At 70.4% G+C, this 12885-nt stretch carries 12 protein-coding genes; 4 read left to right on the top strand and 8 right to left on the bottom strand.

Annotated features, from left to right (window positions below; translation table 11 throughout):
- Positions 1-12 precede the first annotated feature (12 nt).
- The gene (locus tag MCHLDSM_RS19395; protein WP_048471582.1) at positions 13-1068 is read right to left on the bottom strand and encodes a ferredoxin reductase; all 1056 of its coding nucleotides are present in this window, start codon (positions 1066-1068) and stop codon (positions 13-15) included.
- Between the two features lie 71 nt (positions 1069-1139).
- Between MCHLDSM_RS19395 and MCHLDSM_RS19390 the strand changes: the two genes are divergently transcribed.
- Together MCHLDSM_RS19390 and MCHLDSM_RS19385 are read left to right on the top strand one after the other, a co-directional pair.
- Positions 1140-1844, top strand: a complete 705-nt coding sequence (locus tag MCHLDSM_RS19390; protein ID WP_048471581.1) for a TetR family transcriptional regulator — start codon at positions 1140-1142, stop codon at positions 1842-1844.
- A 10-nt stretch (positions 1845-1854) separates the two neighbouring features.
- Positions 1855-2712: an enoyl-CoA hydratase/isomerase family protein gene (locus tag MCHLDSM_RS19385; RefSeq protein ID WP_082168978.1), complete on the top strand. Its 858-nt coding sequence runs from the start codon at positions 1855-1857 to the stop codon at positions 2710-2712.
- 3 nt (positions 2713-2715) lie between these two features.
- On the opposite strand, the gene MCHLDSM_RS19380 is transcribed toward MCHLDSM_RS19385, so the two are convergent.
- From MCHLDSM_RS19380 to MCHLDSM_RS19365, 4 genes are all read right to left on the bottom strand, one after another.
- Entirely contained in the window at positions 2716-3486 is a 771-nt protein-coding gene (locus MCHLDSM_RS19380) for an SDR family NAD(P)-dependent oxidoreductase (protein WP_048471580.1), read from the bottom strand.
- Between the two features lie 477 nt (positions 3487-3963).
- Positions 3964-4827: a pseudouridine synthase gene (locus MCHLDSM_RS19375; RefSeq protein WP_048471579.1), complete on the bottom strand. Its 864-nt coding sequence runs from the start codon at positions 4825-4827 to the stop codon at positions 3964-3966.
- Positions 4824-6554 (bottom strand): glycerol-3-phosphate dehydrogenase, encoded by a 1731-nt coding sequence (gene glpD / locus MCHLDSM_RS19370; RefSeq protein WP_048471578.1) that lies wholly within the window; start codon positions 6552-6554, stop codon positions 4824-4826. Before glpD ends, MCHLDSM_RS19375 begins: the two co-directional genes overlap by 4 nt.
- 46 nt (positions 6555-6600) lie before the next feature.
- Positions 6601-8016: an NAD(P)H-quinone dehydrogenase gene (locus MCHLDSM_RS19365; RefSeq protein WP_048471577.1), complete on the bottom strand. Its 1416-nt coding sequence runs from the start codon at positions 8014-8016 to the stop codon at positions 6601-6603.
- Positions 8017-8057: 41 nt separating this feature from the next.
- Between MCHLDSM_RS19365 and MCHLDSM_RS19360 the strand changes: the two genes are divergently transcribed.
- Positions 8058-8537 (top strand): gamma-glutamylcyclotransferase family protein, encoded by a 480-nt coding sequence (locus tag MCHLDSM_RS19360; RefSeq protein WP_048471576.1) that lies wholly within the window; start codon positions 8058-8060, stop codon positions 8535-8537.
- 3 nt (positions 8538-8540) lie between these two features.
- Here MCHLDSM_RS19360 and MCHLDSM_RS19355 read toward each other — a convergent pair whose 3' ends face one another.
- A complete protein-coding gene (locus MCHLDSM_RS19355; RefSeq protein WP_048471575.1) occupies positions 8541-9707 on the bottom strand; it encodes an amidohydrolase in 1167 nt (388 codons plus the stop codon).
- The gene (locus MCHLDSM_RS19350; RefSeq protein ID WP_048471574.1) at positions 9704-10900 is read right to left on the bottom strand and encodes a M20 family metallopeptidase; all 1197 of its coding nucleotides are present in this window, start codon (positions 10898-10900) and stop codon (positions 9704-9706) included. The genes MCHLDSM_RS19355 and MCHLDSM_RS19350 overlap by 4 nt, the downstream gene beginning before the upstream one ends.
- Positions 10901-10947: 47 nt before the next feature.
- Between MCHLDSM_RS19350 and MCHLDSM_RS19345 the strand changes: the two genes are divergently transcribed.
- Positions 10948-11742, top strand: coding sequence for a purine-nucleoside phosphorylase (locus MCHLDSM_RS19345; protein ID WP_048471573.1), 795 nt, complete (start codon positions 10948-10950; stop codon positions 11740-11742).
- Here the strand turns inward: MCHLDSM_RS19345 and MCHLDSM_RS19340 are convergent.
- Complete coding sequence (locus MCHLDSM_RS19340) at positions 11688-12809, bottom strand: AbrB family protein (protein ID WP_048471572.1); 1122 nt, start codon at positions 12807-12809, stop codon at positions 11688-11690. The genes MCHLDSM_RS19345 and MCHLDSM_RS19340 overlap by 55 nt on opposite strands.
- Between the last annotated feature and the right edge of the window lie 76 nt (positions 12810-12885).

The raw sequence follows: 12885 nt of genomic DNA, 5'->3' as shown, positions 1-12885 counted from the left end.
GGTGTTGGTGGTCTAGAGCGCGATGTCGACGTCACCGACCGGGGCGGACACGCAGATCTGCACGTCTTCCTCCTCGGCCGACGACACCGCACCGGTGACGACGTTGCGCACCACGCCGCTGGTCTTGCGTCGTGTGCAGGAGAAGCAGATCCCCATGCGGCAGCCGCTCTCCGGGCTCAGACCCGCATCCTCGGCCTGGTTGAGCAGCGGCCGGCCGTCGTCGGTGACGGCCACCCCGCTGTCGCTGAACGTGACCTGCCCGCCGGAGGCTTCACCCTCGAAGACCGGCGGCACGAAGGTCTCGTACCGGGCGGACGGGAACATCTCGCGGACCGCGTCCACCAGCGCGGGCGGCCCGCAGACGTACACCGCCTCGGGATCTGCGATCGGCAGGTGGTCGGCGGCGAGCCGGCCGGACAGGTCCGACTCGGCCGTCTCGCGGGTGAACCCATGGTGCACAGTCACATTCGGCATCGTCGCCGCGATCTCAGCGAGTTCCCCGCGATAGCACGCCTCGTGCGCCGATCGCGCGTAGTGCACGAACGCGACCTCCCCTCGATGACCGCGTGCGCGCAGCGTCCGCAGCATGGACATCACCGGCGTGATGCCGCTGCCACCCGAGACGAACAGGATCCGCTCGGGCAGTCGCTGCGGCAGGGTGAACTCCCCGGCCACCGAGTCCAGGCCGACGATCATGCCGGGCCGGGCGTGGTCGAAGAGATAGGTGGAGACCAGTCCGCCGTCGTGGCGGCCGACGGTCAGCTCGATGTGCCGGTCAGTCTCGGCGTTGGCCGGCGAGTACGGCCGCGTGCGTCGGCGACCGTCGATCTCGACCGACAGGTTGATGTGCTGGCCGGCCCGGAAACCCGAGAACGCACGGTTGGGTGCGAGGGTCAACGTCACGCTGCGCGGCGTGGAGCGGCGCACCGCGACGACCCGGGCGCGGGCCTGGCCGCGCGTCCAGGTCGGGTCGACCAGTTCGGTGTAGCGATCGACGCCGTGGGGACCCGTGAGGAGATCCAGCAGCCCCGACCGCCGCACCCGCGTGGTCAACGTTTCAGTGAACATGTGTACACCATTGGACAATCGACCGTCTCATGTCAATGGGTCCTTGCAGGTTGTGGTAGGTTTCACAGGCAGTGAACAGTCGTACGCCCAGATCACACTCCGACCGGTCCGGGAGGTCGAGCAGGTCGCGCGATTCGTCTCGGACCAGGGACAGCGAGAGATCCGGCCTGACCCGCGAGCAGCGCAAGGAAGCGACCCGGCGCGCCATCGTCGACGCGGCACTGCACCTGCTCGCCGAACGCAGCTTCACCGCGCTGAGCCTGCGCGAGGTCACCCGCGAGGCCGGCATCGTGCCCGCCGCGTTCTACCGCCACTTCGAATCGATGGAAGCGCTCGGCCTCGTCCTCATCGACGAGTCGTTCCGCAGCCTGCGCGACATGCTGCGCGGCGCGCGCGCCGGCAAGCTCGACCCCAACCGGGTGATCGAGTCGTCGGTCGACATCCTCATCGACGGTGTGCAGGAACGCCGCGAACACTGGTTGTTCATCGGACGGGAACGCAACAGCGGCGTCACGGTGCTGCGCTACGCCATCCGCACCGAGATCCGGCTCATCACCTCCGAACTCGCGATCGACCTCGCCCGCTTCCCCGGCCTGAACACCTGGAGCGGTGAAGACCTCAACATCCTGGCCAGCGTGTTCGTCAACTCGATGATCGTGATCGCCGAGTCACTCGAGGACACCACCGACCCGACGACCGTGGCCGAGATCCGGCGGATCGCCATCAAACAGCTGCGGATGATCACCATCGGCGTGGCCGGCTGGCGCAGCAGTTAGCGTGACGGGCATGGCGTCCGTTCTGGAAGTGACACACCCCCTGCCCGAGATCGCGGTGCTGACCCTCAACCGGCCCGACAAGCTCAACGCCCTGTCCTACGAACTCGTCGAAGCGCTGCACGCCGAACTCGACGCCCTCGCCGCCGACAACACCTGCCGGGTGGCGGTGCTGACCGGCGCCGGACGCGGATTCTGCTCCGGCCTGGATCTGGGCGCCCCCAGCCCCGACGAGGCCGGTGGCGGCACCGAGTTCCCCCGGTCGGGCATGCGCTGGCAGGAACGCATCGCCGACCTCACCGCGAAGATCCACCGGTTGCGCCAACCGGTGATCGCGGCCGTCAACGGCGTCGCCTACGGCGGCGGGCTGGGTATCGCGGCCGCCTGCGACATCAGGGTCGCGGGCCGGTCGGCGAAGTTCTGCACCCAGTTCATCAAGCTCGGCCTGGGCGGCTGCGACATCGGGGTGAGCTACACGCTGCCCCGAATCGTCGGCGCCGGAACGGCTTTCGACCTGATCCTCACCGCTCGGGCTGTCGACGCCGACGAGGCGCTGCGCCTCGGGCTGGTGTCCCGGATCGCCGACTCCGCCCTGGACGAGGCCCTGACGATCGCCGAGACACTCTGTGGCTACGGCAAATTCGGCCTCGAATCGACCAAGCAGGTGCTGTGGGCCAACCTCGACGCAGGCAGCCTCGAGGCGGCCCTGCACCTGGAGAACCGCAGCCAGATCCTGGCGTCGACGAGCGGCGAGATGCGCGAGGCCGCGTCGAAGGTACTGCGAAAGCCTGATCCCCCGCCGAGACTGCAGCCTGCGTCGAAAAACGCCCGAAAAGTCCACGCGGAATGCAATTTCGGCGGGAGGGGGTGACGGCTAGCGCGGGGTGCCGCCCCCGTCGACCATGATCACCTGTCCGGTCATGTAGCTGCCCGCGTCCGACGTCAACAGCAGTGCGGAACCGACCATTTCGTCGGCCGTGGCGAGCCGGCGCATCAGCGTCCCGCTCACCATCCCGTCGATCGCCTCCTGCGGGTTCTTGCGCATCATGTCGGTGTCGACAGGTCCGGGCGCCAGCGCGTTGACACGGATGCCGTCGTGCACCAGCTCGGCGGCCATCGATCGGGTGAACGACATCATCGCGGCCTTCATCGACGCGTAGATCGCCAGCATCGGCGCGAAGATGAACGCCCCGATCGACACCATGTTCAGGATCGCGGCGTGCTCGCTCGCCTTCAGATGCGGGAGCGCGGCCTGCACCAGGAACACCGGACCGCGCAGGTTCACGTCGAACGACTTCGTCAGCCCGTCGACCGTCATCTGCTCCAGCGGCTGCGCCAACGGGTTGGCGGCGTTGTTGACCAGCACGTCGAGCCCGCCGAACTCGGCGACCGTGCGGTCGACGAGCGCGCTGAGATCGTCGACCTCGCCGAGATGGGTGGGGATCCCGATCGCCTCCCCACCGAGCTCCCGCAGATGGGCTGCGGCCCGCTCGCACGCGTCGGCCTTGCGGCTGGCCACCGCCACCCGGGCGCCGGCCAGCACGTAGCCCTCGGCCAGGGCGAGCCCGATCCCGCGGGTGCCGCCGGTGACGATCACCGTGCGGCCGGTCATGTCGAAGAGCCGATCGAACGCGGAGCGGTCCATTACACGCACCCGATCACGGCGGTTGCGACGAGCCAGGTGATGCGCACTCACACTCCTTCTCAACCGCGGCGGGCCCGCGGACACGCGTCGATTGTGGCAGTCGGCGCTCCGCCCCGCGGCCGAACACGCCCGGCGGACAGCGAGGGAGGCGGCGACGGCCGATGCGGGGCTCTTTGCCAGCGTTCGACGTTCGCGCATCGACGCTCGGCGTCTGCACAGTACACGGGTATTGCGGCGGGGTCAGCGCCACAGCGGCCCGACGTAGCGGTCGGACGACACCCCACGAGCAAAGGTCGGTTTCCGGGCAATCTTCACAGAATCCCTCGTGAGGCACTCTTTGACGACATCAACGATTCGCCCAGCGAACTTCTTGACGATGTCGTACATTTCGGGGGTGCGCCGCTTTTCCGCGCACAGTGTGCGTTCAGATCGCAATCGCGCGTCACCGTCCGAGGGGAGTTGCGATCTGAGCGCACACTAGGGGCCGGCGAGGGTGCGCGTACTCGCGAACCGGCGCCGGACGCCCGTCAGCGGGTCGTCGAATTCGAGGCTGTGGGCGAGCAGCTGCAGCGGCGTGGAGAAGTCGTCGGGGGCCACGTCGATGACGTCGGGATACAGCGGATCACCGGTGATCGGGATCCCGAGCGCCGCCATGTGTACACGGAGCTGGTGGGTGCGGCCCGTGCGCGGTGTCAGCCGGTACACCGGGTCACAGCGCTCGATCACCGTCTCCGCGTTCGGCTCCCCGGGCTCCTCGACCGCCTGCAGACACCCGCGCCGTTTGACGATGCGGCTGCGCACCGTCAGCGGGAACGTGAGGCCCGCATCGACGGGTGCGTGCGCCAGATAGGTCTTGGTCACCCGCCCCCGGGCGAACAGCGTCTGATACGCGCCGCGCACCTCGCGGCGCGCGGTGAACACCAGCACGCCCGCGGTCAACCGGTCCAGCCGGTGCGCCGGGCTCAACTCCGGCAGCTCGAGTGAGCGGCGCAGCCGCACCAGCGCCGTCTGCGCGACGTGACCACCGCGGGGCATCGTCGCCAGGAAGTGCGGCTTGTCGACGACGACGAGGTTCTCGTCGCGGTACAGGATCGGCATGTCGAACGGGACCGGCACCTCGTCGGGAAGATCCCGGTAGAGGTAGACGTGCGCGTCGGGCGGAAGGACGGTCGACGCCGTCACAGCCGTACCGTCAGCGCAGAGCACCTCTCCGGCAAGCACTTTGGCGGCCGCCTGCTCGCCGAAGCGGTCGGCCAGCTCGACCAGCACCGCACCGCCCCGCAACCGCACCCGCGCCGGCCCGAGCCCGTCGCGCACGGGAAGCGGTGCGGGACGCCTCACGTGAGGGGAACCGGCTCGAGAATCTCCGCGCGGGCCTCGGGCGCCGCGACGCGCAACGCGTCGGCCGACGCATCGTCGGGCTGGGTCTGCGACAGCACCTCGGCGTCCACCCGGGCCCGATAGGTCTCCACCTCGCGATCCACGTCCTGCGGGCTCCAGCCCAGCACCGGCGCGACGATCTCGGCGACCTCCCGGGCGCAGTCGACACCGCGGTGCGGGTACTCGATCGAGATCCGCATGCGCCGCGCCAGGATGTCCTCGAGATGCAGCGCGCCCTCGGCGGCCGCCGCGTACGCCGCCTCCACCTTGAGGTAGACGGGCGCGTCGGTGATCGGCTCCAGCAGCTCAGGCCGATCGTCGGCCATGGCGAGCACCTCGTCGATCAGCGAGCCGTAGCGGTCGAGCAGGTGCCGGACCCGGTACGGGTGCAGGCCGTGATGCTTGCCCACGGTCTGCGTCTGATTGACCAGCGCGAAGTAGCCGTCGGCGCCCATCAGCGGAACCTTCTCGGTGATCGACTTCGCCACCCGGGTCGGTACGAACTCCGCCGCGGCGTCGATCGCGTCCTCGGCCATCACCCGGTAGGTGGTGTACTTGCCGCCGGCGATGGCCACCAGACCGGGAGCCGGGACGGCGACCGCGTGCTCGCGCGACAGCTTCGAGGTCTCCTCACTCTCCCCGGCCAGCAGCGGGCGCAGCCCCGCGTAGACACCGTCGATGTCGTCGTGGGTCAGCGGCGTGGCCAGCACGGTGTTGACGGTCCGCAGGATGTAGTCGATGTCGGCCTTGGTGGCCGCGGGATGGGCCAGGTCGAGCTTCCAGTCGGTGTCGGTGGTGCCGATGATCCAGTGCGTGCCCCACGGAATCACGAACAGCACCGACTTCTCGGTGCGCAGGATGATCGCGACCTCGCTGACGATGCGGTCCCGCGGCACCACGATGTGCACGCCCTTCGAGGCGCGCACCCGGAACCGGCCCCGCTGCTTGGACAGCGCCTGGATCTCGTCGGTCCACACCCCGGTGGCGTTGACGACGACGTGCCCGCGCACCTCGGTGACGGTGCCGTCCTCGGAGTCGCGCACCCGCACACCGGTGACCCGGTCGCCTTCGCGTAGCAGCGCCACCACCTGCGTCGAGGTCCGCACCACCGCCCCGTAGTGCGCCGCGGTGCGGGCCACCATCATGGTGTGCCGGGCGTCGTCGACGACGGTGTCGTAGTAGCGGATGCCGCCGATCAGCGAGCTGCGCTTCAGGCCCGGCGAGAGCCGCAGCGCCCCCGCCCGCGTCAGATGTTTCTGCGCCGGAACGGATTTCGCGCCACCGAGGCTGTCGTAGAGGAAGATGCCCGCCGCGATGTAGGGCCGTTCCCACCAGCGGTTGGTCAGCGGGAACAGGAACGGCAGCGGCTTGACCAGATGCGGCGCCAGCGTGGTCAGCGACAGCTCGCGCTCGTGCAGCGCCTCGCGCACCAGACCGAACTCGAGTTGCTCGAGGTAGCGCAGTCCGCCGTGGAACATCTTGCTGCTGCGGCTCGACGTGCCCGACGCGAAGTCGCGCGCCTCCACGAGCGCGACCTTGAGCCCGCGGGTCGCGGCGTCGAGCGCCGCGCCGGCGCCGACGACGCCGCCGCCGATCACGACCACGTCGAACTGCTCGGTGCCGAGCCGCTGCCACGCTCGCGCACGCTGATCTGGGCCGAGAAACGAGTCCGGGGCCTGGTTGCTCACGCGCACCTTCCTTGTTACCGGTCAGTACGGGACCAGCCTACGTGGCTCAGTCCAGATCGTCGTGCGCCATCAACCGGCGCGCGGCCTCCACGATCGATCCGGACAGCGAGGGATACACCGACAGCGTCTGGGCCAGGTCGGTCACCGAGATGCGGTTCTGCACCGCCAGCGCGATCGGCAGGATGAGCTCCGAGGCGATCGGCGCGACCACCACCCCGCCGATCACCACACCCGTCGCCGGGCGGCAGAAGATCTTGACGAAACCGTGCCTGAGCAGCGACATCTTCGCGCGGGCGTTGGTGTTCAGCGGGAGCATCAACGTGCGGGCGGGGACGCTGCCGTCGTCGATCGCCGACTGCGGGATGCCGACCGCGCCGATCTCGGGGCGGGTGAACGTCGCCGACGCGACGGTGCGCAGCCGGATCGGGGAGACGCCCTCGCCGAGCGCGTGGTACATCGCGATGCGGCCCTGCATCGCCGCGACCGAGGCCAGCGGCAGCAGGCCGGTGCAGTCGCCGGCGGCGTAGACGCCCGACGCGGGTGTGCGTGACACCCGGTCGACCGGGATGTAGCCGCCCGGCTTGAGCTCGACGCCGATGCGGTCGAGGCCCAGGCCCGCAGTGTTGGGCACCGAGCCCACGGTCATCAGCGCATGGCTGCCCTCGACGACGCGGCCGTCGGCGATCGCGACCCGGACACCGGTGTCGGTGCGGGTCACCGAGTCGGCGCGGGCGTTCTTGACCAGCGTCACGCCGCGTTCGTTGAACACCTCCTCCAGCGCCGCCGCCGCGTCCGAGTCCTCGTGGGGAAGGATCTGATCGCGGCTCGCGACGACCGTCACCGTCACGCCGAGTTCGGTGTAGGCGTTGCAGAACTCCGCGCCCGTCACCCCGGACCCGACGATGATCAGGTGCTCGGGCAGCGTCTCGAGGTCGTACACCTGCCGCCAGGTCAGGATCCGGTCGCCGTCGGGCACCGCGTTCGGCAGCACCCGCGGGCTGGCGCCGGTCGCGATCAACACGATGTCGGCCTTGAGCACACCGACCTTGCCGTCGGGTGTGGTGACCTTGACCCGGTGGTGGGCCATGCCGGCGATGTCGTCGACGAGCTCACCGCGGCCGCCGATGATCGTGACACCCTGATTGAGCAGCTGACTGCCGATGTCGGCGGACTGGGAGGCAGCCAGCGTCTTGACGCGGTTGTTGATCTCCGGCAGCGAGATCGGCGCCGCGTCGATGCCGATGTCGTAGCCCAGCCCCTGGGCGCGGCGCAGTTCGGTGCGCACGCCCGTGGAGGCGATCAACGTCTTCGACGGCACACAGTCATAGAGCACGCAGGCGCCGCCCAGGCCGTCGGAGTCGACGACCGTCACCTGCGCGACGTCACGTCCATGAGCGGCCGCGACCAGCGCCGCCTCGTAGCCCGCCGGCCCGCCGCCGATGATCACGATCCGCGTTACCACGCCACCAACCTATTGCACAAAGATGCGTTTAAGCTTCTCGCGTGCCGCTCTACGCCGCCTACGGGTCGAACATGCATCCCGAGCAGATGCTGCAACGGGCCCCTCATTCGCCGATGGCGGGCACGGGCTGGCTGCACGGGTGGCGGCTGACATTCGGCGGCGAGGACATCGGCTGGGAAGGCGCGCTGGCCACCATCGTCGAGGATCCCGGCTCCAAGGTGTTCGTCGTGCTCTACGACGTCACCAGGGAGGACGAGGAGAACCTCGACCGCTGGGAGGGCTCGGAGCTCGGCATCCACAAGAAGATCCGCTGCCGGGTGGAACGCACCGCGTCCGACACCGACACCGACCCCGCGTTGGCGTGGCTGTACGTGGTGGACGCCTGGGAGGGCGGCATCCCGTCGGCGCGGTACCTGGGGGTGATGGCCGACGCGGCCGAAATCGCCGGAGCGCCAGCGGAATACGTGTACGACCTGCGGACGCGGCCGTCGAGCAACATCGGCCCGGGCCCGGGAGGCTAGGGGTCAGGCGCTGTTGGCGATGATGTTGACCAGCAGGCGCACCCCGACACCGAGCGCCCGCTCGTCGAGATCGAACGTCGGCTGGTGCAGATCCAGCTGCGGGCCCTGCCCGCTCCACACGCCCAGCCGCGCCATCGCGCCCGGCACCTCCTCCAGATACCAGGAGAAGTCCTCGCCGCCGCCGGACTGCCGGGTGTCGGCGAGCACGTCCGGGCCGATCGACTCGATGGCGTGGGTGAGGATGCGCGTGGACACCTCTTCGTTGACCACCGGCGGGACGCCGCGCCGGTAGTTCACCACATGTTCGATGCCCAGCGGCGCCAGCAGTGACGAAATCGTCTCGGTGACAAGGCCTTCCATCGTCACCCAGGTCTCGCGACTGGCCGTGCGGATGGTGCCTGCCAGCGTGCCGGTCTGCGGGATCGCGTTGGCGGCCACCCCGGCGTTCACCGCACCCCACACCATCACCGTGCTGTTGCGCGGGTCGATGCGCCGCGACAGCACGCCCGGCAGGCCGGTGATCAGCGTGCCGATCCCATAGACCAGATCGCCGGTCAGATGCGGCCGCGACGTGTGCCCGCCCGGCGAATGCAGCACCACCTCGAGCTGATCGGCCGCCGACGTGATGGGGCCCGGCTTGACCGCGACACGGCCGACCTCCAGATGCGGATCGCAGTGCAGCGCATAGATCCGCGACACCCCCGTCAGCGCGCCCGCCGCAATCGCGTCGATCGCGCCGCCGGGCATCAGTTCTTCGGCGGCCTGGAAGATCAGCCGCACCCCCACCGGCAGCTCCGGCACCGACGCCAGCGCCAGCGCGGCGCCCAACAGCACTACCGTGTGCGCGTCGTGACCGCAGGCGTGCGCGATGCCCGGCACCACCGACGCGTACGGCGCCTCGGTCCGCTCGGCCATCGGCAACGCGTCCATGTCGGCGCGCAGCGCCACCCGCGGCCCGTCATCAGGACCGAAATCGCACGTCAGGCCCGTCCCACCGGGCAGCACTTTCGGGTTGAGCCCCGCGTCGGCCAGCACCGAAGCGACGAACTGCGTGGTCGCGAACTCCTGACGACCGAGCTCGGGATGCATGTGCAGATGCCGCCGCCACGCCACGAGGTCGTCGTAGCGAGCCGACAGGAAACGCGCCGCGGCGTGCGCCAACACACTCATGACGCCCGCCTCTGCTGCAGTTCCAGCACCCGGTCTCGCTGTGCGGCGTCACCGGCCAGCGCCACCACGGTGCGGGACAGCATGATCGCGCCCTCGATCACCGCGCCGTCGGCACTCGCGCCGGCCGCGGCCGCGGCGAACTCCGGCTGGTGGATCGACGCGCCCCCCGCGTCGATGCCGACGATCGGGTGGATACCCGGCATCACCTGCGTGACGTTGCCCATGTCCGTGCTGCCCAACGGCACTGACGCCTCGACCTCCTCGGGAACCGGGCTGCGGTCGAACCGCAGCATCTCCGCCCGGACCGTCGCCGACAGCCACGGATCCGGGATCAACTCGGCGTAGGCGGGCGCGGTCTCTTCCACGGTGTGCTCGCAGCCGGTGGCCACCGCCCCCGCGGCGAAACAGCCCGCCATCCGGGTTTCCAACGCGCGCAACGACTCCGAATTCGTCGCCCGCATCGTGTAACGCAGCTCCGCCGACGCCGGGATGACGTTGGCGGCCTGACCGCCGTCGGTGACGATGCCGTGGCACATCTGCCCCGGGGCGAGCTGCTGGCGCAGCAGGCCGATCGCGACCTGCGCGACGGTCACCGCGTCCGCGGCGTTGACGCCGAGATACGGCGCGACGGCGGCGTGCGCTTCGCGGCCGGTGTAGCGGATCGTCGCCTCCGACAGGGCCAGCGAGCGCGCCGCGGCGATGTCGATCGGACCGGGGTGCAGCATCACCGTCGCGGCGATGTCGTCGAACACACCGGCGTCGAGCATCAGGACCTTGCCTCCCCCGGCCTCCTCGGCCGGAGTGCCGAGCAGCACCACCGTCAGCCCGAGGTCGTCGGCCACCTCGGCCAGCGCGAGCGCGGTGCCGACGGCCGACGCGGCGATGATGTTGTGCCCGCAGGCGTGCCCGATCCCCGGCAGCGCGTCGTACTCGGCGCAGATCCCGACGACCAGCGGCCCGCTGCCAAACTCGGCCCGGAACGCGGTGTCCAGCCCGCCCGCGTTCGCCGTCACCTCGAAGCCGCGCTCGGCGACCAGGGCCTGCGTCTTGGCGCAGCTGCGGTGTTCGGCGAAGGCCAGCTCGGGCTCGGCGTGCAGGGAATGCGACAACTCGAGCAACTCACCGCTGCGCCGGCGCACCACGTCCTCGACGGTCGTCGACGCATGAGACGACGACGCGGCGGCGGTAGGCATGCAGGCAAGTATCTCACTGCCCCGACACCCCCACTAAGCTGCCGGTCGTGGACGATCCCGGGACAGCCGCGCAGCAGGCGGCCCGGGCCCTGGCCGAGCGCACCGGCGTCGACCGCCATGACGTCGCCGTCGTCCTCGGATCGGGCTGGGCACCGGCCGCCGAGCGGCTCGGGGAGCCGACCGCCGTCGTCCCGATGGCCGAGCTGCCCGGTTTCACCCCGCCCAGCGCGCAGGGCCACGGCGGCCAGGTGCTCTCCCTGCGAGTCGGCGAGCACCGGGTTCTGGTGCTGCTGGGCCGGATTCACGCCTACGAGGGCCACGACCTGCGCCACGTCGTGCATCCGGTGCGCACCGCCTGCGCCGCCGGCGTGCACACCGTGGTGCTGACCAACGCCGCCGGCGGCCTGCGCCCGGAGTTCAGCGTGGGTCAACCGGTGCTGATCAGCGACCACCTCAACCTCACCGCCCGCTCACCGCTGGTCGGCGCACAGTTCGTCGACCTGGTGGACGCGTACGCGCCGCGGCTGCGGGCCCTCGCCCGGGAGATCGACCCGACCCTGGCCGAGGGCGTCTACGCCGGCCTGCCCGGACCCCATTACGAGACGCCCGCCGAGATCCGGATGCTGCGCACCCTCGGCGCCGACCTCGTCGGGATGTCGACAGTGCACGAGACCATCACGGCGCGCGCGGCCGGCGCGGCGGTGCTGGGGGTGTCGCTGGTGACCAACCTGGCCGCCGGGATGACCGGGCAGCCGCTGAGCCACGACGAGGTGCTCGAGGCCGGCCGTCAGTCGGCGACTCGGATGGGTTCCCTGCTCTCGGCCGTGATCTCCCGGCTCTGATCGCCGCCGATCCGCCGGCTCACCCACACCACGGCGCGGGCCAGCAGCGGCGCCGCGAAGAGCATCATCAGGATCCGCACCACCTGCGCGGCGATCACGAACGTCACGTTCGACCCCGTCTCCACCGCGGTCGCCAGCACCGCGTAGACGCCGCCGGGACTGGTCGCGAGGTACCCCTCCAGCGGCGTCAGCCCGGCGACCCGGGCCAGCAGCACGCCCAGACCCGCGGTGGCGACACCGATCGCGACGATGAGCGTGATCGCGGCGGGCAGCAGCCGGCCGACAGCGCGCAGCGACGCACGGGTGAACGCCAGACCCGCCTGCCATCCGATCAGGACATAACCGGCCTGCACCAGCAGCGTCGGTACCCACAGGCCGAACGAGAACCCGCTGACCTCCAGGGCGACGGTGAGCGCGAGCGGGCCGAGCAGTCCCGCGCCGGGCAGCCGGATCAGCCGTCCGACGGTGGCGCCGACGAGCACCAGCACGACGAGCATCGCCAGGCTCAGGTACCACGGCGCCTGCCCGGGTTGCGTCACGGCGTCAGCGCTGCCGCGGGACTTGTCGGCGTGGTAGATCAGCGTGACCACGACGGGCATCGACGCGGTGACCAGTCCGACCCGCAGGTACTGCACCACGGCCACCACACGGTCGTCGCCGCCGAGTTCCCGGGCGATCGCGACGAGCCCGGACGCGCCGCCGGCCACCAGCGCCAGTGAGCCGGTGAGCGGGGTGACGCCGCGATGCAGGCCCAGCAGCGCGCCGGCGACGACGCTGAGCAGCAGGGTGCCGACCGCGACGCCGAGAACGACGGGCCAGTCCCCGCCGAGGGTGCCGAGCGCATCCTGCTGCACCATCGTGCCGATGTAGACGCCGAGCACGCCCTGCGCGGCAATGCCGAGTTTGCGGGGCACGCCGGCGGGGCCCGCCGAGAGCAGCGCGAACGCGATGCCGACCACCAGCGCGGCGAACAGCGCCGCCGACGGCACCCCCAGCAGCGTGAGCGGGGCGGTGACCGCCACCGTCGCCGCCAGCAGTGCCGTCCACCTCAGCAAGCGCTTCGTCATCAATGGCAAGTATGCTCTTGGTAAATCAAGATCTCAAACAGCGACGTTGTGCGTGACTTGCGTGGTGATGCCAAGG

This window comes from Mycolicibacterium chlorophenolicum (assembly GCF_001044235.1).
In the GTDB taxonomy this organism is placed as follows: Bacteria; Actinomycetota; Actinomycetes; order Mycobacteriales; family Mycobacteriaceae; genus Mycobacterium; species Mycobacterium chlorophenolicum.
Note: the sequence above shows the minus strand (reverse complement) of the source record. Positions and strands in the feature narration are given on the sequence as shown.

Coding starts and splice junctions, on each gene's coding strand:
- MCHLDSM_RS19395 (WP_048471582.1), bottom strand. CDS start 1,068: ATGTTCACTGAAACGTTGACCACGCGGGTGCGGCGGTCGGGGCTGCTG.
- MCHLDSM_RS19385 (WP_082168978.1), top strand. CDS start 1,855: ATGGCGTCCGTTCTGGAAGTGACACACCCCCTGCCCGAGATCGCGGTG.
- MCHLDSM_RS19380 (WP_048471580.1), bottom strand. CDS start 3,486: ATGGACCGCTCCGCGTTCGATCGGCTCTTCGACATGACCGGCCGCACG.
- MCHLDSM_RS19355 (WP_048471575.1), bottom strand. CDS start 9,707: ATGAGTGTGTTGGCGCACGCCGCGGCGCGTTTCCTGTCGGCTCGCTAC.
- MCHLDSM_RS19350 (WP_048471574.1), bottom strand. CDS start 10,900: ATGCCTACCGCCGCCGCGTCGTCGTCTCATGCGTCGACGACCGTCGAG.
- MCHLDSM_RS19340 (WP_048471572.1), bottom strand. CDS start 12,809: ATGACGAAGCGCTTGCTGAGGTGGACGGCACTGCTGGCGGCGACGGTG.